Below are 23532 nucleotides of genomic sequence, written 5' to 3' on the forward strand. Positions count from 1 at the left end.
GCGTTATAATTTTGCATCATCAAAATAAAAACAATGTCAAAAACAATTTTTATAACCGGGACCAGCAGCGGCCTGGGCAAATTAACCGCCAAACATTTTGCACAACAAGGCTGGAATGTAGCCGCCACCATGCGCTCGCCCGAAAAAGAAACTGAACTAACTCAATACCCCAACATCAGGATATTTAAGTTAGATGTAACCAACCTTGAGCAGGTTAAAACCGCTACAGAACAGGCCATAGCCACATTCGGTAAAATTGATGTAGTGGTGAACAATGCGGGCATGGGTACTTACGGGGCTTTAGAACTTGCCAAAGAAGAAAATATCGACTGGCAATTTGCTGTAAATACCCGCGGGCCTATTAATATCATCAGGGCTTTCCTGCCGCATTTCAGGCAGAACAATGGTGGTATGTTTATTAACATCAGCTCATTTATGGGGATCACTACTGCCGTGCCTTTGGGTTCGCTGTACAACATGTCTAAGTTTGCTTTGGAAGGATTAACCGAAGGGCTTTACTATGAACTTAAGCCGCTTAACATTCATTTAAGGCTGATTGAACAAGGCGGATCAAAAGGGAATAATTTTGTGGATAGCGTGGTATGGAACCAGAATGATGATATAATCGCTTACAACGAGCTTACCAACAAACTAAAAAACCTGATGGGCGGGCGCGATGAATCGATGCTTGATGACCCGATGATCATCGTTAATGCTATAGATGATCTGGCAACCGGTAAGAGCAATAAGTTCCGTACTGTGTTGGGTGATATGGGGAATATGTTAATGAATATGCGTAGCAGCATGCCTATTGAGGAATATTTGGAGAAGATGGCAAAATTATTTTAAGGAACCACGGTTTTTAGGATTAGAGGATTGCCATGATAGATGACCCGGTTCAATCTATCAAGAAATCCTCTAATCAAGTGAAGCATGGTTCCTACCGAGCTTCTTAACAAAACAACTTGAGCTTTTTAACAAAACGTTCGCTGTCCCATCAGCCTAACTTTGTACCATCAAAACAAATAAAAAAGAGATGAAAAAAGTATGGTTTATAACAGGTAGCGCCCGCGGATTGGGTCGCTCACTTACCGAAGCAGTTTTGGCAACCGGTGATAACGTAGCCGCTACTGCCCGCAATCCTGAACAATTGAAAGATTTGGCCGATAAATATCCAGACCAGGTTTATGCTATAAAATTAGATGTTACAGATTACCCTGCGGTGCACAAAGCAGTAGCCGATACGGTGGCTTATTTTGGTAAAATTGATGTATTGGTAAATAATGCCGGCTTCGGTATTATCGGCGCTGCCGAGGCTTTTACTGATGAGCAGGTACGCAGCCAGTTGGAAACAAATTTATATGCCCCTATCGAGATAACCCGTGCCGTATTGCCTTATATGCGCAAACAGCGCTCGGGTCGGATCTTGCAGATCAGCTCGGTTGGTGGCCGTATTGGTAATGCCGGGTTAAGCATGTATCAGGCAGCTAAATTTGGTTTGAGCGGTTTTACTGAAGCATTAGCAAAAGAAGTAAAACCATTGGGCATTTTAGTTACCAGTGTTGAACCGGGTGGTTTCCGCACCGATTGGGCGGGCGATTCGATGAGCTACGCTCCAAAGGTTGAGGGTTATGAACAAACTGTTGATGCTCGTGCCGATTTTATGTCAACCTGTAAATTTGTTCCTGTTGGTGATCCTGATAAGGCGGCTAAGGTTATGGTTGAATTGATTGACAACCCTGAACCGCCAATGCACCTGGTGTTGGGCAGCGAGGCTGCTGCACTGTTAACACTTGCCGATGAAGCCCGCAAAGCCGAATTTGAAAAATGGTTACCGGTTACCAAATCGACAGACCATGATGAGGCCGGCGATTTTATGGATACGGAGTATGGTAAGGCAATAGCGGCGCAGAAAGGTTAATTTCCTTTACACCATTCTACCCACGCGGTCGTGTCTCCACGACCGCGAATTGACCCACCCAGTGTTCTTGCTGCAAGGCATGCAAACGGACGTGAAGACACGCCCGCCGGGGTAGATGAGGATAAGAATTGGATTTCTCCCATGCGGTCGTCTCCACGACCGCTAATTGACTTACCCGGTGTTCTTGCTGCAATGCATACAAACGGTCGTGGATACACGACCTTGCGGAGAGAATATTAAACCTGCGAAGTTTTGAAAACTTCGCAGGTTTTGACCTGTATTATTAAATTTGATCAATATGCCAACGCCCAAAACATCACCACGCATCGTTTATTCCTGCTACTCGGAAGTTAGCAGGGCGGGCGAGCAATTTATTGCCGACCACATATTCGGCTACATCCTCTCGGGCGATTCGGAGCTGTATGTTAATGGCAAAAACTATTATTTTAAACAAGGCGACTACCGTTTTTTAAAACGTAACGAACTGGCCAAGTTCGTAAAACATCCTCCCAAAGGCGGCGAATTTAAAACCATAACCATTGGCATGGATCAGGATACCCTAAAAGCTCTGAGCGCCGAGTTGGATTTGCAGGCTAATGAACATTACACCGGCGAAAGTGCTTTGTTTTTAAAGCCGAATGAGCTATTCAGCAATTATATCCAATCGCTAAGCCCGTATATGGATAAAACCGCTGATGAAATTAACCCCGCACTCACCCGGCACAAGGTTAAAGAAGCCGTAATGATTTTACTGGAAACTAATCCTGAACTAAAAAACGTCCTGTTTGATTTCGGAGAACCCGGTAAAATTGACCTGGAGGCCTTCATGAGCAAAAACTATCGGTTTAATGTTGATATCAGTCGTTTTGCTTACTTAACCGGTCGAAGTCTGGCAACATTTAAGCGCGATTTTGAACGAATCTTCAACACCTCCCCCAACCGCTGGATCCAAACCCAGCGCTTAAAAGATGCTTATTATCTGCTAAAAGAAAAAGGAGAAAAAGTATCGGATGTTTATATGGATGTAGGTTTTAAAGACCTTTCCCACTTTTCATTCGCCTTTAAAAAAGCTTACGGGGTAGCGCCGTCGGCAGTTTAGCGGCAGAAGAAGCAGTCTTAGGGTGTAAAAAAATCAAGTTACTTATTATACTGTTTTTTGTTGGATTTTCGATCCATAATCTCTATCTTTAATTCAACCTGAACATTATGAAGAGTTTCGACCTACAACCTCAAAGCATCATAGAATTTACGTTAGTTATACTAATGTTTTCATTCATTATCTTGTTGTTTAAAAACCGCTCAAATAGCGGAAAAGGCATCAGTGATAGACTAATACAATTTACCTGCATTTCCTTAGTCATACCGTGTATCATAATTTTAGGAATGGAGAATATCTTAAAAGGAGATACTATTGCCACCCTACTTGGAGGTATTTGTGGTTATGTTTTATCTGCTTTGAGCAAAGGTAAAAATGACGACAAAGATGCAACTAAAGGGAAAAGCAATATCGGTACAGCATCCAAAAGTCCAGACAAAAATAAGAATGAAGGTAAAATTGAAAATACCCCCACTCCTTAAATTAATTTCAATCCTTTAAACAACTATATAATTCGCACAAAATTACTCATGCGAATTATGTTATATATTTAACACCAAATTACACGTTAAACCTGAAGTGCATAATGTCGCCATCCTGCACAATATAGGTTTTACCTTCAACGCCAAGCTTGCCGTTTTCTTTTATGGTAGCTTCATTACCGTTAAATTTCACAAAATCATCGTATTTAATTACCTCGGCGCGGATAAAGCCTTTTTCAAAATCGGTATGGATCACACCGGCAGCTTGTGGCGCGGTAAAGCCCTGGGTAATAGTCCAGGCACGTACTTCCTGCACACCTGCGGTAAAGTAAGTGGCCAGGTTCAATAACCTGTAGGCTGCTTTGATTAATTTATTAACACCCGATTCGGCAAGACCTAAGTCATCCAGAAACATCTGGCGCTCTTCGTAGGTTTCCAGCTGCGAAATTTCAGATTCAATCTGGGCTGAAATGATCAATACTTCTGCGTTTTCTTCTTTTACAACTTCTTTTACTCTTTCAACATAAGCATTGCCGGTATTTACCGAGCCTTCATCAACGTTACAAACGTAAAGTACCGGTTTGGCGGTAAGCAACCAAAGGTCGGCTACGTATTCTTTATCCTCTTCTTCAACAGGTGCAGTACGGGCCGATTTACCAGCAAGCATGTGGTTTTTATATACGGTTAAAACATCAAAGGTTTTTTTAGCCTCTTTGTCACCACCGGTTTTTGCCATCTTTTCAACTTTCTGGATCTTTTTCTCTATCGATTCCAAATCTTTCAGTTGCAATTCGGTATCGATGATCTCTTTATCGCGGATCGGATCAACCGAGCCATCAACGTGGATCACATTATCATTATCAAAGCAACGTAATACGTGGATTATAGCGTTAGTAGCGCGGATGTTACCCAAAAACTGGTTACCCAAACCCTCACCTTTGCTGGCACCTTTAACCAGGCCGGCAATATCCACAATCTCGATAGTGTTGGGCACTATGCTTTTAGGGTTAACTATTTCGGTAAGTTTGGTTAAGCGCTCATCAGGCACGGTAATTACGCCTACGTTTGGCTCAATAGTACAAAACGGAAAGTTAGCCGCCTGTGCTTTAGCGTTTGATAAGCAATTAAAAAGTGTTGATTTACCTACGTTTGGCAAACCTACTATCCCACATTGTAAACCCATTTTTTGTAGTTGATTAAGTTGATTGAGTTGATTAGGTTGATTGGTTTTAAAGCTGATTAAAGCAGGCATAAATCCAACCTAATCAACCACTCACCTTATCAACTACTCACCCCCAAATTTGGCTGCAAAGATAACAGAAAATTTTGCCTTATAATTTGAAAAAATAAACGACTTTTGCGCACGAAAAAAGAAGCTAAAATATTTTAACACCGATGTAAAAAAGGAGGGCCTATATATGGAAGAAATGGTTGAGCAAGTAGAATTGTTGCTGGAAAAACAAGACGACACCCAATTACAGGAATATTTGAACAACCTCAACATATCGGATGTTGAAGAACTGATTGGCGAACTTCCTGAACATGGCCCCAAATTTATCGAAACCCTTTCGCTTAACCGTTCGGTTAATGTGTTCCGGATCCTCGAATTTCCGGTACAGGAGCGTATCATCAAAAAACTATCGGCCCAAACATTAGAGGATCTTATTAACGAGCTGCCTCCCGATGACCGCACAGCACTTTTCAGCGAACTGCATGGTGATGCTGTTCAAAAACTTATCCAGAAACTCTCGCGCGAAAACCGCGAGGAAGCTCTGAAGCTTTTAGGTTACGAAGAAGAAAGTGTTGGCCGGTTGATGACGCCGGATTATATCGCCGTTAAACGTACCTGGGATGTAAGCCGCGTACTTTCGCATATCCGCCGCTACGGCAAAAACTCCGAAACCATTGATGTTATTTATGTGATTGACGAGCACGGCGTACTGTTAGATGATATCCGGATTCGCGAGATCCTATTGGTAAAACCCGAAACCAAGGTAAGCGAGCTGATGGACGGACGCCTGATTTCCCTCAGCGCAAGCGATCCGCAGGAAGAAGCCATCAACATTTTCAGGATGAACAACCGTACCGCCCTCCCTGTAGTTGATAACAGTGATGTATTGCTGGGTATTGTAACCGTTGATGATATCCTCTGGATAGCCAACGAAGAATACACCGAAGACATCCAGAAAATTGGTGGTACAGAAGCATTAGATGAACCCTACCTGGATATCAACCTGTTTAAACTGGTAAAAAAACGCGTAGGCTGGCTCATCATTTTATTTTTGGGTGAGATGCTTACTGCCACAGCCATGGGTTATTTTGGCGATGAAATATCAAAAGTAGTGGTGCTGGCCTATTTTATTCCGTTGATTATCTCCAGCGGGGGCAACAGCGGCTCGCAGGCCTCCACGCTTATTATACAGGCCATGGCCCTTGGTGAAGTAACTATAACCGATTGGTGGCGGGTTATGCGCCGCGAGTTGCTTTCGGGCCTGATGCTTGGCGTATGCCTGGGCGTAATAGGCTTTTTACGCATAGCTGCCTGGAGCATGTTCAGCACTATTTACGGGCCGCATTGGATGCTGGTAGGTTTTACGGTTGGAGCATCGCTTATAGGTATTGTTTTATGGGGATCGCTATCCGGCTCGATGCTGCCGTTATTATTGAAAAGGCTTGGTGCCGACCCTGCCACTTCATCAGCCCCCTTTGTAGCCACCCTGGTTGACGTTACCGGTTTGATTATCTATTTTACCATCGCGGTAATATTTATGCATGGGATACTTTTATAAAGCCCCGCAAAAAATCATCATAAAAAAGCCCCGCTATCTTTCGATAACGGGGCTTTGTATTTTAGTTTGGTTTTGTTTGTTTTTGTTAGATCTCGAACGAGAAATCTTCATCGGCCGATGCACGGGCAATTTCAGGATTTTCGTTGTATTCGTAGCGTTTTTCAACTACTTCCTGGTTCGATTTGATATAGTCGATAGTATCTTTTAAACCTTCGGCAAATTTTTCGAAATCTTCTTTGTATAAAAAGATCTTATGTTTTACAAACACACCGTCTTCCAAACGCTTTTTGCTCTCTGTAATAGTAACATAGTAATCGTTTGAACGGGTTGCTTTTACATCAAAAAAATAAGTCCGCTTCCCAGCCCTCACTTTCTTCGAATAAACCTCTTCACGCTCTCTATTGTCAAAATCTCCCATATATATTTACCTGTAATTAGTTTTGGTTGGCATAAATATAAATAAATTTTCAAAGTGCAAGTATTTTATTCGTTTTTATTAAGGTTTTTGAAACAAAAGTGTCATTTTTTTGTATAGGTGGGCATAATATGCCTCAGGCATCTTGTTCCTCTTCCAGTAGTTGCTTTTCGTAAAGCTCAAAATAGGTGCCTTTAAGCTGCATCAGGTAGTCGTGATTGCCCTGCTCAACTATTTGGCCGTTATCCATTACCAATATTTTATCGGCATTTTTTATGGTGGAGATGCGGTGGGCTATAATAATACTTGTTTTACCCTGCATCACGCGGCCAAGATTGCTCAAAATCTCTTCCTCGGTACGGGTATCAACTGCCGACAGGCAATCATCAAAAATCAAGATCTGAGGATGTTTAAATATTGCCCTGGCTATAGATACACGCTGCTTTTGCCCACCCGATAAGGTTACACCACGCTCACCAATCAGGGTGGTAAAGCCCTGTTCCAGTTCGATGATATTATTATACACCGCTGCATCTTTAGCGGCCTGCTCCACAACCGGCATATCCAGCATATCGGCGCTAAAAGCTATGTTATTGGCTATGGTATCCGAAAACAGGAAAACCTCCTGCGGCACAAAGCCTATCTGCGAGCGGTAGTTTTCGAGCGGAAGCGTATTTACAGGGCGGTAATCTATCAGCACTTGTCCACCAGTGGTGTCATACATCCGCATTACCAGGTTGGCAATGGTTGATTTGCCCGAACCTGTACGCCCTATAATAGCCAGCATCTGCCCAGGTTCCACGGTAAAGGAAACATCTTTTAGGGCTTCAATACCTGTATCGGGATAAGTGAATGAAACATGCTCGAACCGGATATGGCCGCTTAACTGGTGTTTTTCGCCCGCGGGCGAGATAATTTCAGGCTCGGTATGCAAAAACTCATTAATGCGTTTTTGCGATGCCGCCGCCCGCTGCACCAGCGAAGTTACCCAGCCCAGTGAAATAACCGGGAACGAGAGCATATTAAGGTAAACAATAAACTCGGCAATATTACCGGCGGTGATATTACCTTTTATAACCTCTACCCCACCCACATAAACGGTGATCACATTGGCCAACCCCACCAAAAACAACATGGTTGGAAAAAACAAAGCCTGCACCTTAGCCAATGCCATCGAATGCACTTTATAATCTTCGCTCTCTTTGGCGAAATTTTGACGTACATAAGCTTCGCGTACGTATGATTTGATAACCCTGATGCCCGAAAAGTTTTCCTGTACAAAGCTGGATAAGCCCGAAAGCCGCTCCTGGATCTGTTCGCTGCGGTGGTTAATGATGCTGTTTACGTAGTAGATAACCCCGGCAAGGATGGGCAATGGTAACACCGAAAATATGGCCAGCTGCACATTAACCGTAAGCATGGCATATATAACCATAATAAACAGTACCACGGTATTGATGGAGTACATAATACCCGGCCCAAGGTACATACGCACACGGCTTACATCCTCAGTTACACGGTTCATTAAATCGCCGGTGTTATGGCGGCGGTAAAAGGCGAGCGATAGTTTCTGGTAGTGACTGTATATTTCGTTTTTTTGATCGTACTCAATATGGCGCGACATCAGGATGATAGTTTGCCGCATAAAAAACAGGAACAGCCCCCGCAGCAGGGCCAACACCAATACCAGCGTGCCAAACAAAAACAAACTGGTGCCAAAAATATCATAAATAAAGCTTTGCCTGTTAAAGCCGGCAAAAAGCTGGTAAGCGCCAATATTTTCGGTAACCAGATCGAACGCAACACGGATAACCTGTGCGGGCAGTACGCCAAACACGTTGGAGATAATTACAAACAGTACGCCGGGTATTAACCGCCAACGGTATTTGTAAAAGAATTTATTGAGGTACGCGAGGTCTTTCATGTATGTTTTAGTCCGAAAGTCGGGTAAGTCCGGAAGTCGGAAAGACCTGACATGGATAATCAAAAGTATTAAAAATTGGGCAGAGTGGTTGCGGGGAAAAGTCGGGAGGATGTAAGAATGTTACAATGTTGCGGCTGGGGTTTAATCAGCGTAACTTACCGGTGTTCCAATTTTAAAGGTGGAACACTTTATACTTTTTCACAAAATGGAACACCTGGTAATCAAGTACTTATAATTCAACAAAAAGGTCTCTTTTGCAAATTGGAACACCTTGCATCTGATAATCAAGTATTTACATTTTTCAAAAACAAAAAGTGGAACACCCGTTTTTTAAAAGTGGAACACTGACATCATTCTGTCACTAAATACTCCAAAAGCCCGTTTAATAATACGTTTCGGTTGATGCCACTAACGACAGCAGTTCCAGTTCGGGCTCAACTTCCAGGCCGCTGGCATGAAGCTCATCGGCAAATTTCTTGAACGATTGGAGACTGGTAAGTACGTTATGAGCTTCTTCGCTTTCGCATTGGTCAAAGTGCATAAAGGTTTTACCGTCGGGCAGCAGCCAGGCGCCGTATTTTATGCCGGGGTGGTTTAGGGTTTTTAGTTCGGCTACTATGCCGGCAATGTTTTGCTGGTTGATGGGGGCGTATTGGGCGGTGGTGGTGTATTGTACGCGGATTACTTTCATAATGCAGGTTTTTGTTATCTAAAGATAAAAACAACTATCTTTTTATCAACCGCTTATCAAAAGTAAAAGGTTGCAATTCTCCTATCTTTAGTTGGGTAGCATCGGAATGCAACGGATTTATCAGCACATTCTTTGCCAACGGATCAATCACACTTGGAATATAAAGCAGCAATGCGCTTTTTGAAGCCAGCCAGGCATTACCAATTTGTTTTAAAATTGCCGGGGCGGGATAATTGTTCCATCCGGCGGGTAATTCGGCAATCGCCAGTTCTTCACTGATTACATCATCGGGCACAACAATACTCATAATCATTAAATCATTATGAATTTCTTCGGGCTGCAGGTGCACCAAAACTTCAAGAATTGCTGTTGATGAATTGACAGACGAATAAATAACCGGAACATGATCATGCCACCGCGCAGCCGATAACAATCCTCCCCTGCCCGAAAGATCTTGCGCGTACTTTTCTCTCGTAATTCGGTACAGGATCATGAATAAAAGCCGTATTCAATTTGCGCAAGCAGGTCGTCAACCATTCTTAAACCCTCGCCTGTATCCAGCAAATCAATGGGTTGCTTATCTCCGAGGGCCATATTTGGGCGCATCAGCCATTTAGTAACAGTTTCCGCATCTCCCAAAATATCCAATGCCCTAACGTAGATACGGGTAAACTCATAAAGAAAGTTTGATTGCTCGGGCGATAGCCTGTCGTCCTTTTCGTAACGGTTAAGCTGACGGGTGCTGATATGGAGGATATTGGAAAGTTGAGTTTTGGAAACGCCCGTTTTTTCTAAAACATTATCGATAGCTTGTTTGGGGAGTCCGTCTCGGATATGGTCGATTATATCACCATCTCCGGAAACGACTTCACTTCCCGAAAAGAAGAATGGAATAATACTTTCTTCAGCCGGCTTCTTAACAGCAAGATCGGCTATATTCAATTTTCGGGAATGAAACACAGACTTCATGTCCACTAATATAAGGACAAATGTCCTGATTTAAAAATAAAGAATTTCCTCGCTTGTGGCCTGCATTCAGGTCTATACAAGCTATCCCGTCCGCATAACTTGGCATAGTGACCATAAAAGGACGCTTGCGGTAGCAGGAGAGCAGCCGACTCAAAAAAATTTGGATTACGGTTAAGCTCCAGCAAATAATTCAAAAAACTGCATTATTTTTATGCATTTGTCGTTTTCTAACATCTTATCGAGCGACAAATAATCGCTATCACTAATACAAACTACATTGGATTTTCCAGATAGCTGCAACTGCCCTACAGTTCCTATTAACGATTTCTTATCATCAAATTTCCCTTTTTCCTTTTGCCTTACGCTTCTACTTTCAGTAATTCCGTTGTCACCAACATTTAATTTCAATGGAAACAAACGATTTTCTTCATGATGCTCGCTAAGATAAACATTCGCCGCTTCAAATAAACGTTCATTGCCGAGACGCATTAAAGGGACTAATATATCTTCTAATTTTCCCGTGTTATTATCTTCTCCTGTAAATATAAATGCTCCGAGCTTTAGTTTTGACACGTTAGTTTTGTCACCATTCTTTGTGAATAAATCGGCGGTTATTTCTTCTGGTAATGCAGCCTTTATTTCAGCATTAATATGCGATAATCTGGTCATAACTCCGTGATTATCGGAATCAAAGAAGTAGAGCAAAGACAAAACCGCATTGTTATTTCTATCTGCAATTATTTCACCCTCTTCTACAATCAAACTTCTTAACTCAATTAATATTCTTTGCCTTGTATCTGCCTTTCCATCACCACCTAATGAATATAGGAATACATGATTCTCGCCTCGTAATAAAACATTTGACGGTAGTAAATTGCGTCTAAGTTCTGTAAGATTTAATTGCTCAATATCCGTCTTGGTTGCTTCTCGCTTTAACAACGCGTCAAATGGCCTTGGGTAATCTCCGATTTTCACCCCTTCATTACTCTTATAACCGATTGATTTCAGAATGCGACAAATAAAGGCTACATCATGTGGGCCTTCACAAAGCACCGTAATAATTTGATTTGCCATTATCTAATATCCAGATTAATTGATTCAACCAATTGCTTTAATTTAGTACCAGCAAGGAAGCGACAGACAATATGTCCATCTTCTTCGGTCAAAGAGTACGCCGTCAAATCATTATCCGGATATTCATTTTCAACAAAAGCGTCAATGCATTCTTTACTGTGGGTGGAAATGAAAACTTGAACATTAAATTCAGCTGCTGTCCGTTGTAAAAACTCAGTAAAGTTAACCAATAAGCTTTTATGCAAGGCTGAATCAATTTCGTCAATGCACAGTATCCCATCGCGACAATAACCTAATAACAAAGCGATTTCAAAAACTCGTTGCAACCCTTCCCCATAAGTTGTAAGATCGACAGCTTTATCATGTCGCCAGGATGTAACTCTGAATCTATTTTCTCCATCGTCATTAACCAGATCAATTTTCTGAATATCCGGATCTAAATATTCATTTATAAATCCGATAACCTTATCGAAATATTTATTCTCAATCGCCGTCTTGTGTGCAGAGTGCAGCAATACTTCGTTATAACGATATGGGCTTGTAAAAGCTGCAGTGCACAAAATGTTAGTCTTACTATAATGTAATTGGGGCTCTTTGTTTGAAAATAAATGAATATAACTTGATAAATACTGATTTTCTACTTCGGAGTCCGAAACCAGTGTATTTAAATAACCTGTCCTTTCAATATTTTCCTCGGTAGTTTCTTTTCGGATTTGGATATTAGTATTTATACCATTGAAAGTGCCTGCGATTCCGATTTCGTTAACGAAGTTCTTTTCTATCCATTTGGAATGAAATTCTGACAGAAATTTACCTCTAAATTTTTCTAATTCTAAAAAGGATGTTATATCATTTAGCTGAGAAAGCAAATAAATAGCTTCTAAAACAGAGGTTTTACCCTTATTATTACCGCCTGCAAAAATATTTACCTGCTTAATATTACTTATTTTAATATTATGAAGCTTTCTATACGAATTGATATTGATTTCTGTAAACTGCCTACCAATTTCTGCGAAATAAATTGCAGCCCTTTTTTCATTTAAACTAATAAGGTCTTTCGCGACGGGGATAATCTCGTCAATCTTTGTCCGTATCTTAGCTAATTCATCAACATCAACCTCATTAATAAGATCTTTGAAATTATAAGCAACCTGGGTAAAGCTTTTTAAATTATCGATAGAATCCCTTAATTTAACTTCCCCCACAGCATCGCTAAAAATATAGCCCTCGTTTATGCTTCGGCTATCCTCCATTCTGGTTAAAGCTTTTTCATCAAAAATAAATGATGCAACTTCTTTAACCTGCCTGTACTGAGTAATGATAGGCTCCCTTTTCATAGGTCGTTCTCTACCTTCGTCGTTCCATTCGTTATCTTCGGTTTCAGAAATCCATGAAAAAAAACGATCAATATTACGTTCGTTTAAAGCGGCATACTGATTGTCGTTCCAATCTACCCACCGCTTCATAGTGGAGTTACCTACCACAGCTTCAAAAATAGAATACATGTCTGATTGAAATTGATCTCCGTAATCACTTTGTTTGTATTGTTGAATCAGGCCAAGCGAACGCATACTGCGCCTTAACGCGTGTTTCTTAATTCCCAAAGACTCACAGATATCATTTTCAGATCGTTGATGAATATGTAAAAGGTCATCGATAAGTTGCGCTTCGTTTACGGCGCTCCATCGCTTCTTCCCGCTAATATGATGTAGCCCCATCGTGACCAGATGTTGTACAGGATCTTCATTTTCTATATTTACGAGATTAACACTCTTGAAGTCACTTTCAGCAAGCTTGCCAACATCATTTCCTTTCTTAAATTCTTCGTAAAGATATTTCAGAGTAGCTGTTCTTCTATTACCTTCAAGAACCAAATAGTTATCGCCAACAGGTTTCACCTGAATTTGGTCTATATCAAGAAAACCATTTGTTTTGAAGCTGCTAAGCAAATCACTTATATTATCATTGTTTTTGCCAAGGAGAAAATTCAAGGTGCGTAATTGCACGCGAGAATCTCCCAGTTCGCTATCTGGAACATGTTTATACTCCGGTCTATCTATAAACCTATAGTTGTTAGGATCAAGTAAAAGCCGATCTATGTGTCTTATTATCCTTTTGCTTTCCATTATGTTTTGTTAATATATAGAGGTCTCCGCCCATTATAAGGTTAATCTATTAACAATTAATTTTGATAACGGCTCTATACAATAACGTAAATGTACGAAACGCCACCCGAATTATTAATCGTCTTAAATGAACGCATTTACACGCCTGCCTTATTTCCTTCTGCTGTCGCGCGCCATGCCTATCGCGTATCTAAAGTAATAAATATACAAATCCGGCTTTACCATGTAAATAAAAGATACATTCGACAAATTTGACCTCTGAGAGTTTTATTTCCCACCTCTTCTACCTCCTAAGCTCCCCATCACCATACTCAACAACAATCCCCTCAGCCAGCACTTCATCATAATCACTCCCCTCATATCTCTCCGCAACCTTAAGCACCACCTCTTTGGTGACATCCACCCCTCACCCGTTCTTCGCATTAACTTTAATCATATCAATGCTGTAAATCGGTCCCCATGGAAAGCCCCACCAGCCAAAAATCAGCGAAAGTGTATTGTAATGTCTTTTAAATTTTGATTGCGATTCGCCGGGGCGAATAAGGTGCGGTGGCGATATTAACCGGTAGGTGAGCGCTATTAAGGATATGCAATAGCCATAAATCACTATTTTGCCGCCTTTGTTAAGGCAGTCGTAAAATTCGCTTAAGCTAATTCCGCCGGTATTTTTTATGATATAGGTTTTCATCGGTATTTTATAACCGAATATATGGCATTCGGTTAGCTTTAAAACAATATATTATCAATATCATCCTAAAAATAACCAACCGAAATTATAAACGCACACTAAAAATCATACCTATTCATCATTCACCCGTATCTTTACTTTGCCGTAACTAAAAAAACCCCTACTTTTGTGCGGCCTTAAAAACAATATTATTTTGCCGAAACAAATGCCCGAGCAACATCTACCGGAATCCATATTTAATGAGCTTAATGCCTTTGGGCATAAAAAGGTTGTTTTTTGCTCCGACCCGGATACCAACCTCAAAGCTATCATAGCTATTCATGATACTACCCTTGGCCCTGCCTTTGGCGGCGTGCGCATGTGGGCTTACCGTACCGAAGGTGAAGCTTTAGACGATGTATTGCGTTTGGCCAAAAGCATGACCTACAAGGCAGCCATAGCCGGTTTAAACCTTGGCGGCGGCTACTCGGTAATCATCGGCGATTCGCGCCAGGATAAAACCGAGGCTTTATTACGCAAGTATGGCCGCTTTGTAAAAAACCTGAACGGCGAGTTTATTGCGGCCGAAGACGTGGGCACCAACCCGCGCGACATGGAGTACATTAAAATGGAAACCAGCCATGTTACCGGCGCACCCGAAAATATTGGCGGTAGCGGCGACCCTTCGCCCATTACAGCCCTCGGTGTACTGATGGGCATTAAAGCCTGTACCCGCGAAATGTATGGCAGCGACAGCCTCACCGGTAAATCGGTCATAGTACAGGGCATTGGCCATGTGGGCGAAAACCTGGTGCGTTTACTGCGCGATGAAAACGTGAAAGTTTACGCCAGCGATATTAACGAGGAACGCGTGATCCAGATCTCGAAAAAATATGGTGCCCAGCCGGTATCAAACAATAGCATTTTTGATATCGATGCCGATATTTATGCCCCCTGCGCTATGGGCGGCACCGTGAATACGCAAACCATTGCCAAATTAAAATGCGGCATTATAGCCGGTTCGGCCAATAACCAGTTGCTTGATGAAAAAGTTCACGGGCAAATGCTGGTTGATAAGGGTATCCTGTTTGCGCCCGATTACGTAATTAACGCGGGCGGTATCATCACCGGTTATTCTGAGTTGATGAATTTTAATAAAAAGCGCACTTTACAGCTTACCGAAAACATTTACGAGGCCACGCGCAACGTATTAAAACTTTCGAAAGCCGAAAACATTTCAACCATTAACGCGGCCAATAAAATTGCCGAAAAACGCATTGAAGACATCCGTAAAGTAAAATCATCGTATTAAATACAATTAATTAGTTATATCACCGTTTGCCATCAAAGGCAACCAAATCGTTCTTACAAAAATGTTAAACAGAAGGCACCTCCGGGTAAAAGTATTACAGGCACTGTACGCGTATCATCAATCGGATACGAAAGATGTTAAACTTTTCGAAAAAAACATGCTCCACAGCATCGACCAGGTTTATGAAATGTATATCTGGATGCTCTCGCTTATTGGCGAAGTGGTAAGTTTTTCAGAAAACGACGCGCAGGAACGTGCCAACAAACACCTGCCCACCGCCGATGACCTGAATGCTAACCTCAAGATCCTGACCAACAGGTTTATCCTGAGTCTTAACGACAACAAAGAGTACATCCAGGCTAAGAAAAAGTACAAAGTGGATTGGAATTTTGAGCCCGAACTGGCCAAAACTCTTTTCATCAGTCTCCGCAACTCGCCCGAGTATGCCGAATACCTGGCTAAAACCGGCGATACCCTGCAAACCGACAAGGATATCATCAAATTCATTTTCAAAAAAGTGATCCTGAAATCATCACTGGCCGAACAGGTTTTTGAGGATATGTTTATTTTTTGGCCGGTTGATAAGGATGTTTTACAGGCACTCATCGCCAAAACATTCAAAAACTTCTCGCACGATGACTACAAGCTTAACCAGCTGGCCGAAATTACCGGTAACTGGGTTGAAGACCGCGAGTTTGTAGTAAACCTGTTTCAGCAAAGCGTAAGGTATGATGGCGCATACCAGGAACTCATCGCCGCCAAAACCCAAAATTGGGAGCCCGAGCGTATTGCCATGATGGATACCCTGCTGATGAAAATGGCTATTACCGAGTTTATTAACTTTAACTCGATACCGGTTAAGGTTACGATAAACGAATACCTCGAGATTTCGAAAGAGTTTAGCACACCTAAAAGTAATTCATTTATAAACGGTATATTGGACAAGATTTTGATTGAGCTGAAAGCCGAAAACAAGATCAAAAAAATTGGCCGTGGCCTTATAGAATAATCTCAAAAAATGAAAAAACTGTTTTTAAGTTTAGTAGCAGCAGGCTTGTTATTATCAGCCTGCAACGGTGCAGGAAGCGGCAGCAAAGCCGATAGCAGCGCAAAAACGGCAAACGCCCCGGTAGCCAAATTTGAAAAGGAAAGCCACGATTTTGGCAAAATTACCGAAGGCGATAGCGTACATTATGATTTTAAGTTTACCAATACCGGTAAATCGCCGTTAATTATTACCAATGCCCGTGCTACCTGCGGCTGCACCACACCTACCTGGCCTAAAGCCCCTGTTAAACCCGGCGAAAGCGGCGTAATCAGCGTTACTTTTAACAGTGCCGGCAAAAGTGGTTTGCAGGATAAACAAATTACAGTTACTGCCAACACTATCCCTGCCGAAACAATGGTACACCTGATTGGCGAGGTTTTAAAGAAGAAATAATTAATTTAAACAATGATAGCTACTATTTTATTACAGGCCGGCGGTTTAGGTCAATATGGCCAGTTGGTACCCATGGTACTGATTATCGTGGTGTTTTACTTTTTCATGATCCGCCCGCAGGTTAAAAAACAAAAAGACCAGAAAAAATACGTTGAAGAGCTTAAAAAAGGCGATAGGGTAATTACCAACGCAGGTATTCACGGCCGTATTATTGATGTTAACGATAATACTTTTTTGGTTGAGGTTGATAACGGCAAAATCCGCTTCGATAAATCAGCCATTTCGCTCGAGGCATCAAAAGCGCTGAATACACCGGTGGTTGAGAAAAAAGCTTAATTTTTTGAGCTAAAAGCGGAAGGCTGAAAGCCTAAAGCGAATATTTAATATAAAAAACAGCAGAAGCTGGATTTTGAGCTGAAAGCGGAAGGCTTAAGGCTTAAAGCAGATATTTAATAAAAACACAGCAAAAGCTGGATTTTGAGCTGAAAGCGGAAGGCTGAAAGCTTAAAGCGAATATTTAATAAAAACACAGCAAAAGCTGGAGGTTAATCAATGTCAAAACATTTTTTAGCTTTCAGCTTTTAGCATTAAGCTTTCAGCTTAAAAACATGGCAATAGTAAAATTATCGGCAACAGAACGCAGGCGGCTTTCGGTATTTTTTACCTGTTTGGCCCTGGCTGTTGTTGCCTGGATTTTTACTACCCTGTCTGATCCTATTCCCTATACCATACGCGAGGTTTTGCTGTTTAAAAATGCGCCTCAAAAACGCGCCTTTCACTCGTTGCAGCCCGATACGGTTAATGTTACCATCAGGGGTACCGGCTGGCAAATGCTGTTTTCAAAAATGAATGGCGATAGCAAACCGCTCACGGTTGATTTGCGGACGCTGGAGAACCGCAACTATGTGGTTTTAAGCAGCCAGCTAAAGCAAATTGACGCGGGGAAGGAAGGCATCAGCCAGGTTATCGCCATCGATCCGGATACGCTGTATTTCGATTTCAGCAACAGGCTGGTAAAAAAGGTGCCGGTGCAGTTACTATCGGGGGTTAGTTATCAGAAGCAGTTTGCGGTATCGGGCAATATCACTATTAAACCGGCTTACATTACCGTGAGCGGTCCGGTTGAAAGGTTGAAGGAGATCACCTCCTGGAAAACCGATTCACTCAAGCTATCGGGTATCAATGAAACTGTTAACGCAAGGGTAAACCTGCAGCCCAGCAGCGAAGGCAACCTGAATATTTATCCCAAATCGGTACAGGTGATAATCCCCGTTGATGAATTTACCGAAAAAACACTCGAGATTCCGGTAAAACTGATCAATAACAACTATACCGATGTAAAGGTATTCCCCCAAAAAATAAAGGTAACGTTCACCACTTCGCTAAGCCGGTACCCGGATATGAACGAAGATTTATTTGAAGCCATTGCCGATTTGGATTTGTGGCGCTACAAGGGCTACAGCACCCTGCCGGTAAAACTGATCCGGATTCCGCCTTTTTGCAAGGTGGTAAAAATTGAGCCGGCCAATATCGATTTTATCATCAAAAAATAATGCTTAAAGTAGGTTTAACAGGCAATATAGGCAGCGGCAAAACAACCATAGCCAAAGTATTTGAACTGCTGGGCATCCCGGTTTTTTATGCAGATGACGAAGCCAAAAAGGTGATGGTTACCGATGAAGTACTGATTGCAGGCATTAAACAGGCCTTTGGCAGCGAAGCTTATTTTGATGATGGCAACCTCAATCGCAAATATATCTCCAACATTGTTTTCAACAACAAAGCCGAGCTTGAAAAGCTAAACGCGTTGGTACATCCCGCCGTGTTCAGGGCTTTTGCGCGCTTTGATGCGCAGCACCATGAGGCCCCCTACGTAATTCGTGAGGCAGCTATTTTGTTCGAAAGCGGATCGTACAAAATGTGCGACAGGGCCATTATGATCACCGCCCCGCTCGAAACCCGCATTAACCGGGTAATAGCACGCGATCATTTAACCCGCGCCGATGTTGAAAGCCGCGAGGCCCGCCAGATGCCGCAGGAAGAAAAACTGAAACTGGCCAATGATGTAATTATAAATGATGGTAAACAACTGGTAATACCGCAAATACTGCGTTTACATGAGCTTTACCTGTCACTCGCCCGCAATTAATGATACTCGACGATTTTGTTTCCTTTGATGAGAAAGGGCTGTACTGCAAATACGGCGATTTCCACCTCGACCCGCAACAGCCCGCCAAAACGGCCATCATATCCCACGCCCATGCCGATCATGCCGTGAGCGGCAACACCAACGTTTACTGTACCCGAGCAACGGCCAGCATTATGCAGCTAAGGTATGACCGTACAGCAGCTAAGGTTTTTAATATAGCTGAATTTAACAAACCTTTTGTAATTGGCGGCGTAACCATTACCTTGATACCCGCCGGCCATATGCTTGGTTCGGCGCAGATCCTGATGGAATACCAGGGCACCCGCTACCTCTACACCGGCGATTACAAACTGCAGCCCGACGCCACCTGCGAACCCATTGAATGGGTTACCACCGATGTACTGATCACCGAGAGTACCTTTGCCGACCCGGCGGTGATCCACCCCGATCCGGTTGCCGAGATCAGCAAGATCAACAACATCAAAACCAATATTTTATTGGGTGCATACGCGCTGGGTAAAAGTCAAAGGTTGATTAACCTGATAACCGAACATGCCCCGCAGAAAAAGATTTTGGTGCATCATAAAATAATGCCCATTAATGCTATTTATGAAAAGATGGGCTTCTCGCCGGGTAGATATCAGATCTACGGACGTAAACTGATGAAGGTGCAGGATGAGTTTGTGTACATTGTGCCGCCGTTTACTTTTGATAGCTACATCAGGGCCACCGGTGTAAAACGCCTGTTTGCCTCGGGATGGAAAAACTTACAGGTAAACAACCAGGATACCTTGTTTATATCCGACCATGTGGATTGGAACGATATCCTGCAAACCATTACCAACACCAAACCCAAACAGGTTTGGACACTTCACGGTAAGGGTAATCACCTGCAGGCTTACCTAAAAGATGATATCTTTGTAAAAATACTGAACTGATGCTGCAGGAAGGCATTGATTATTATATTAACGAGGACGGCAATTTTGTGTTTACCAAAGAGTATCACTTAAAACGTGGCTACTGCTGCAAAAACAAATGCCTGCATTGCCCATGGGATTACGGCAAGCCTAAATTAACCGACGCCGCCGCAGAGGCGGACGACGGCGATAAATAAATCAATGTTAAATTAAAAATAATTAAACATATTTGTATCCCATTCATTACTACTACTATGCGGATAGAAGACGAAATACAAAGTACCAATTTTGAAGACAACTACCACAAAGTAGCCATTAACGTGGCCTACACGCAAGGTTGGCTGGCTAACTATTTTCGTTGCCATTTTGAAAAACACAATATAACCCAACAACAATTCAATATCCTGCGTATTTTGCGCGGCCAATACCCCAAACCGGCCACCATCAATTTGCTGAAGGAAAGGATGATTGATAAAATGTCGGATGCTTCACGCATTGTTGATCGCCTGGTTCAGAAAGGCCTGGTATCGCGCTGCACTAATAATAAGGACCGCCGCGCGGTAGATATCCGCATCAGCGAAGAAGGCCTGGCCACGCTTTCAAAAATGGACAGTGAGTTTAAAACCAAAGAGGTACTAAGCCAAAACCTTACCGAAGACGAAGCCGCCACCCTAAGCGATTTATTGGACAAATTGCGGGGATAGGCTTTTTGAGGCGAAAGGGGAAGGCTTTTTGGGGTGAAAGGGAAAAGGTTAAAGTCGAAAGACAATAACCACCACGTCATTGCGAGGAACGAAGCAATCTCGAACTATACAGGGCGGACCTGCTAATCGGGGATTGCTTCGTTCCTCGCAATGACGTGGTGGATAGAAACTCTTCTCTTTACGAAATGAGTGTAAGTTTTTCTTATGACGAGGCCTTAAACACCGCCACTTCATCCTTCAATATCGCCAAAACTTCCGGCCTCACATTCCCGAAGAATGATACCCCCATCGCCCCATTCTTCAACGCCACCTGGATGCCTGTACGAATCTGCTCATCATTTTTAAAATCAGATAGATATAAACCTGCATACAGCGGAAATTTACCCGCCAGAAAGTGTACGCCTTCGGCTACCGCATCGCCTATCCAGCTTACGCCTTCTTTGTAAAAACCGTGGTATATCATGGGGCAAATGCCATCCATTTTCCAGTTGGTCCAATCCTGGCGTACGTTACGGCGGGCAACTTCGGGGGTTGGAAATACGGCCGCAGTGATTTGTTTTTTATGCTGATGAGCTACCGCCGAAATGCCGTTAACCACCCGGGTGATATTATTATACCTGAACAGACGCCATGAAAGGCTTGCTTCGGGGTATTGGATCTGGTCGAGATCAAGATTGTATTGCTCCTTAAATTTGGCTTTGCAAACCTCGCAGTAGCAAAAATCATATTCGGGCAGTTCTTTGGTTTGATCAAGCTTGTAATGATCCCAAAGGTTTACCGGTAATATTACGTCGCAATAACGCACATAATCAAGGTGAATGCCGTCAATATAATCTTTAGCTAAAATATCATCAACAGTTTTGGTGAGATACTCCTGCACCTCGGGGCGCGATGGGCACAGCCAGCGATAATACTGCACATACGGCGGATGATCGGCACATGATTCGCCTTTGCGGTTTTTGCTGTACCATTCGGGTTTTTCGGTAACCAGTTCGGCACGGTTAAAAGTCCACATCCAGCGGTGGGCTTCCAGGCCCTTGGCTTTGGCAGCGCGGAAATGGCGCTCGCTATCAGCCTCAAAAAACACACCCGTTATGCCCGATTCTTTGAAAGCCGTATACCGGGTTGATAGTTCATCGTCGGTATCCTTTGGGTTGGGGTTAATCCATACCCAGTTTTTCATTGCCTTTTTCCTGCTGCTTTTAGCAGTTTCAACGGCGGCATTACCAGCAAGCGGTAATTGTGATGCCACACCGGCCAATAAACCGGCTTTCAAAAATTCGCGTTTATTCATTTTAGTTTAGGAGTTAGCTTTGGCTGTACCAGTCCGTCCTGGTTAATGGTATAGGTTTGTTTGGTGTTGGTATCGGTAATATACGCTATAAACTGGTGTGGGGTGGCTTCCAGTTTCAATTCGTTATTGCTACCCGTAACGGCTACCTTGCTATCTATACCCAATTTTTTTAACGATACGGCATATTCACCATGTTTTTGCTGCCATTGTTTTTGCTTGTAATATATCAGCCACAGGTATCGTTTCTGCTCCTCGGCATAAGGCATTTCAAAGCTTACATCATCGGCCTCGTGATTGCTGAAAAACAGGTAGCCCCAGCGCTCAGGAAAATGCATGTTGATAAGCCCCTGGTTGCTCCACACCCAGTTATGCTCGGGCAAATCACGCCCGGCAGTGTCCTGCAGCTTTACGTATTTACCATTCACAACCCTGGTATCATATTCCACGCGCGAAAAATTGATGCGCCATACAGTACCATGTTTAACATTGGCTCTGCCAAATCCGCCCGTCACCGATTTAATAGGGATAGCCATCTCCACCGTCCAGCCTTTATCAATATCCGCGGCCTCGTTCAGCGTACCCTGCACTTTTACCGCCGACCGTAAGCCATGCGTATCCCAGCCGGTTACAGCCGTGGTATTGTTACGGTACGGCCGGGTTAAAAACAAATCAAAAATGGTGTTGAGGGCATTCACCTCAATCTCATAATAATTATGGGTGTTATTTGCAGGGTCAATAAACAACTCAAAATCATTATCCCTGAAAATAATATCATCATGATGGCTAAGCGTAGCCCACACCTGCGGCTCGTACAAACGTGCCGCCACGTAAAGGCAGCTATCGTCCCAAAGTATTTTAACATTGGTTTGCAGGGGCGGCTTGGGTTTCAAATCACCTTCAATATCCTGAAAATCTGCAGTCCATTTAGCCTGCTGCCATACGGCATCTTCCACATCGCCATCAATTACCGGTGCCTGTTTAGTATGCCTTACCACATAATTGTTTGGCACAGTGAATAAATTGGCAAATTCGCTAAACGCATCCTGAGCTTTAGCTAAACCCGGCAATATCAATAAAACAGCTATACACCCCGCCTTAATATAATGGCGGAGGCTCAGAAAGCTCAGGCTCATTTACTGCCCAACTCTAAAATATAATCAAACTCTTCGCGCTTTAAACCCATTACCGATAGGCGGCCCTGTTTTACCAGGCCAATATCCTGCAATTTGGGGTCGGCTTTAATTTGCTCAAGCGTTACCGGGGTTTTCAAGGTTTCAACCGGCGATAGGTCAACAACCACCCAGTTAGCATCATCGGTGGTAGGATCCTGGTAAGCTTCTCTTACTACTTTGGCCACGCCAACTATCTCTTTACCCTCGTTGCTGTGGTAAAACAGTACCAGGTCGCCCTCCTGCATGGCGCGCAGGTTATTGCGGGCCTGGTAATTGCGTACGCCATCCCAAAAGGTACGGCCATCCTTATTAAATTTTTCCCAGCTATATTTAAAGGGCTCACTCTTAACTAACCAATGCTGCATGTAAACGTAGTATTTTAATGTAGC

The 23532-nt window shown here is 42.9% G+C and carries 26 protein-coding genes; 14 read left to right on the forward strand and 12 right to left on the reverse strand.

What is annotated here, in order from left to right; translation table 11 throughout:
- The first annotated feature begins 33 nt into the window (after positions 1-33).
- From HYN43_RS17250 to HYN43_RS17265, 4 genes are all read left to right on the forward strand, one after another.
- Positions 34-849 carry an SDR family oxidoreductase gene (locus HYN43_RS17250; RefSeq protein ID WP_119410533.1) on the forward strand — a complete coding sequence of 272 codons (816 nt, stop codon included), beginning with the start codon at positions 34-36 and terminating at the stop codon, positions 847-849.
- A 187-nt stretch (positions 850-1036) separates the two neighbouring features.
- On the forward strand, positions 1037-1921 hold the full coding sequence (locus HYN43_RS17255; protein ID WP_119410534.1) for an oxidoreductase: 885 nt from the start codon (positions 1037-1039) through the stop codon (positions 1919-1921).
- Positions 1922-2219: 298 nt separating this feature from the next.
- The gene (locus HYN43_RS17260) at positions 2220-3020 is read left to right on the forward strand and encodes a helix-turn-helix domain-containing protein (protein WP_119410535.1); all 801 of its coding nucleotides are present in this window, start codon (positions 2220-2222) and stop codon (positions 3018-3020) included.
- Positions 3021-3127: 107 nt separating this feature from the next.
- On the forward strand, positions 3128-3499 hold the full coding sequence (locus HYN43_RS17265) for a hypothetical protein (protein WP_119410536.1): 372 nt from the start codon (positions 3128-3130) through the stop codon (positions 3497-3499).
- Positions 3500-3578: 79 nt separating this feature from the next.
- Here the strand turns inward: HYN43_RS17265 and ychF are convergent, their stop codons facing one another.
- Complete coding sequence (ychF, locus tag HYN43_RS17270; RefSeq protein ID WP_119411264.1) at positions 3579-4682, reverse strand: redox-regulated ATPase YchF; 1104 nt, start codon at positions 4680-4682, stop codon at positions 3579-3581.
- Between the two features lie 235 nt (positions 4683-4917).
- Between ychF and mgtE the strand changes: the two genes are divergently transcribed.
- Positions 4918-6288 carry a magnesium transporter gene (mgtE, locus tag HYN43_RS17275; protein WP_119410537.1) on the forward strand — a complete coding sequence of 457 codons (1371 nt, stop codon included), beginning with the start codon at positions 4918-4920 and terminating at the stop codon, positions 6286-6288.
- An 85-nt stretch (positions 6289-6373) separates the two neighbouring features.
- Here mgtE and HYN43_RS17280 read toward each other — a convergent pair whose 3' ends face one another.
- The 8 genes from HYN43_RS17280 to HYN43_RS17315 form a co-directional block, all read right to left on the reverse strand.
- A complete protein-coding gene (locus HYN43_RS17280) occupies positions 6374-6706 on the reverse strand; it encodes a DUF3276 family protein (RefSeq protein ID WP_119410538.1) in 333 nt (110 codons plus the stop codon).
- A 133-nt stretch (positions 6707-6839) separates the two neighbouring features.
- The gene (locus HYN43_RS17285) at positions 6840-8627 is read right to left on the reverse strand and encodes an ABC transporter ATP-binding protein (RefSeq protein ID WP_119410539.1); all 1788 of its coding nucleotides are present in this window, start codon (positions 8625-8627) and stop codon (positions 6840-6842) included.
- Positions 8628-9009: 382 nt separating this feature from the next.
- The gene (locus HYN43_RS17290) at positions 9010-9318 is read right to left on the reverse strand and encodes a hypothetical protein (protein ID WP_119410540.1); all 309 of its coding nucleotides are present in this window, start codon (positions 9316-9318) and stop codon (positions 9010-9012) included.
- Positions 9319-9352: 34 nt separating this feature from the next.
- The gene (locus tag HYN43_RS17295) at positions 9353-9811 is read right to left on the reverse strand and encodes an RES family NAD+ phosphorylase (protein WP_119410541.1); all 459 of its coding nucleotides are present in this window, start codon (positions 9809-9811) and stop codon (positions 9353-9355) included.
- Complete coding sequence (gene parS / locus HYN43_RS17300) at positions 9808-10287, reverse strand: type II RES/Xre toxin-antitoxin system antitoxin (protein WP_119410542.1); 480 nt, start codon at positions 10285-10287, stop codon at positions 9808-9810. The genes HYN43_RS17295 and parS overlap by 4 nt, the downstream gene beginning before the upstream one ends.
- A 171-nt stretch (positions 10288-10458) precedes the next feature.
- Positions 10459-11361, reverse strand: a complete 903-nt coding sequence (locus HYN43_RS17305; RefSeq protein ID WP_119410543.1) for a DUF3226 domain-containing protein — start codon at positions 11359-11361, stop codon at positions 10459-10461.
- Entirely contained in the window at positions 11361-13487 is a 2127-nt protein-coding gene (locus tag HYN43_RS17310) for an AAA family ATPase (RefSeq protein WP_119410544.1), read from the reverse strand. Before HYN43_RS17310 ends, HYN43_RS17305 begins: the two co-directional genes overlap by 1 nt.
- 406 nt (positions 13488-13893) lie before the next feature.
- Positions 13894-14175, reverse strand: a complete 282-nt coding sequence (locus tag HYN43_RS17315) for a hypothetical protein (RefSeq protein ID WP_119410545.1) — start codon at positions 14173-14175, stop codon at positions 13894-13896.
- 205 nt (positions 14176-14380) lie between these two features.
- Here HYN43_RS17315 and HYN43_RS17320 point away from each other — a divergent pair, with 205 nt between their 5' ends.
- The 9 genes from HYN43_RS17320 to HYN43_RS17355 all read left to right on the forward strand — a co-directional run bounded on the left by HYN43_RS17320 (position 14381) and on the right by HYN43_RS17355 (position 20677).
- A complete protein-coding gene (locus HYN43_RS17320; protein WP_119411265.1) occupies positions 14381-15466 on the forward strand; it encodes a Glu/Leu/Phe/Val family dehydrogenase in 1086 nt (361 codons plus the stop codon).
- A 61-nt stretch (positions 15467-15527) separates the two neighbouring features.
- A complete protein-coding gene (locus HYN43_RS17325) occupies positions 15528-16475 on the forward strand; it encodes a transcription antitermination protein NusB (RefSeq protein ID WP_119410546.1) in 948 nt (315 codons plus the stop codon).
- A gap of 9 nt (positions 16476-16484) precedes the next feature.
- Positions 16485-16907, forward strand: coding sequence for a DUF1573 domain-containing protein (locus tag HYN43_RS17330; RefSeq protein WP_119410547.1), 423 nt, complete (start codon positions 16485-16487; stop codon positions 16905-16907).
- 12 nt (positions 16908-16919) lie between these two features.
- Positions 16920-17243: a preprotein translocase subunit YajC gene (gene yajC, locus HYN43_RS17335; protein ID WP_119410548.1), complete on the forward strand. Its 324-nt coding sequence runs from the start codon at positions 16920-16922 to the stop codon at positions 17241-17243.
- A 272-nt stretch (positions 17244-17515) separates the two neighbouring features.
- On the forward strand, positions 17516-18460 hold the full coding sequence (locus tag HYN43_RS17340; RefSeq protein WP_119410549.1) for a CdaR family protein: 945 nt from the start codon (positions 17516-17518) through the stop codon (positions 18458-18460).
- Complete coding sequence (gene coaE, locus HYN43_RS17345) at positions 18460-19056, forward strand: dephospho-CoA kinase (RefSeq protein ID WP_119410550.1); 597 nt, start codon at positions 18460-18462, stop codon at positions 19054-19056. The genes HYN43_RS17340 and coaE overlap by 1 nt, the downstream gene beginning before the upstream one ends.
- Positions 19056-19994, forward strand: coding sequence for an MBL fold metallo-hydrolase (locus HYN43_RS17350; protein ID WP_119410551.1), 939 nt, complete (start codon positions 19056-19058; stop codon positions 19992-19994). The genes coaE and HYN43_RS17350 overlap by 1 nt, the downstream gene beginning before the upstream one ends.
- Positions 19994-20170: a C1orf53 family protein gene (locus HYN43_RS30445; protein WP_162996533.1), complete on the forward strand. Its 177-nt coding sequence runs from the start codon at positions 19994-19996 to the stop codon at positions 20168-20170. The genes HYN43_RS17350 and HYN43_RS30445 overlap by 1 nt, the downstream gene beginning before the upstream one ends.
- 57 nt (positions 20171-20227) lie before the next feature.
- The gene (locus tag HYN43_RS17355) at positions 20228-20677 is read left to right on the forward strand and encodes a MarR family winged helix-turn-helix transcriptional regulator (protein WP_119410552.1); all 450 of its coding nucleotides are present in this window, start codon (positions 20228-20230) and stop codon (positions 20675-20677) included.
- A 202-nt stretch (positions 20678-20879) separates the two neighbouring features.
- On the opposite strand, the gene HYN43_RS17360 is transcribed toward HYN43_RS17355, so the two are convergent.
- The 3 genes from HYN43_RS17360 to HYN43_RS17370 are packed head-to-tail and all read right to left on the reverse strand — an operon-like array spanning position 20880 to position 23508.
- On the reverse strand, positions 20880-21971 hold the full coding sequence (locus HYN43_RS17360; RefSeq protein WP_119410553.1) for a family 10 glycosylhydrolase: 1092 nt from the start codon (positions 21969-21971) through the stop codon (positions 20880-20882).
- Positions 21968-23104, reverse strand: coding sequence for a carbohydrate-binding family 9-like protein (locus HYN43_RS17365; RefSeq protein ID WP_119410554.1), 1137 nt, complete (start codon positions 23102-23104; stop codon positions 21968-21970). Before HYN43_RS17365 ends, HYN43_RS17360 begins: the two co-directional genes overlap by 4 nt.
- Entirely contained in the window at positions 23101-23508 is a 408-nt protein-coding gene (locus tag HYN43_RS17370) for an EVE domain-containing protein (protein ID WP_119411266.1), read from the reverse strand. The genes HYN43_RS17365 and HYN43_RS17370 overlap by 4 nt, the downstream gene beginning before the upstream one ends.
- Positions 23509-23532: the final 24 nt, after the last annotated feature.

It is taken from the genome of Mucilaginibacter celer, assembly GCF_003576455.2.
GTDB lineage: Bacteria > Bacteroidota > Bacteroidia > Sphingobacteriales > Sphingobacteriaceae > Mucilaginibacter > Mucilaginibacter celer.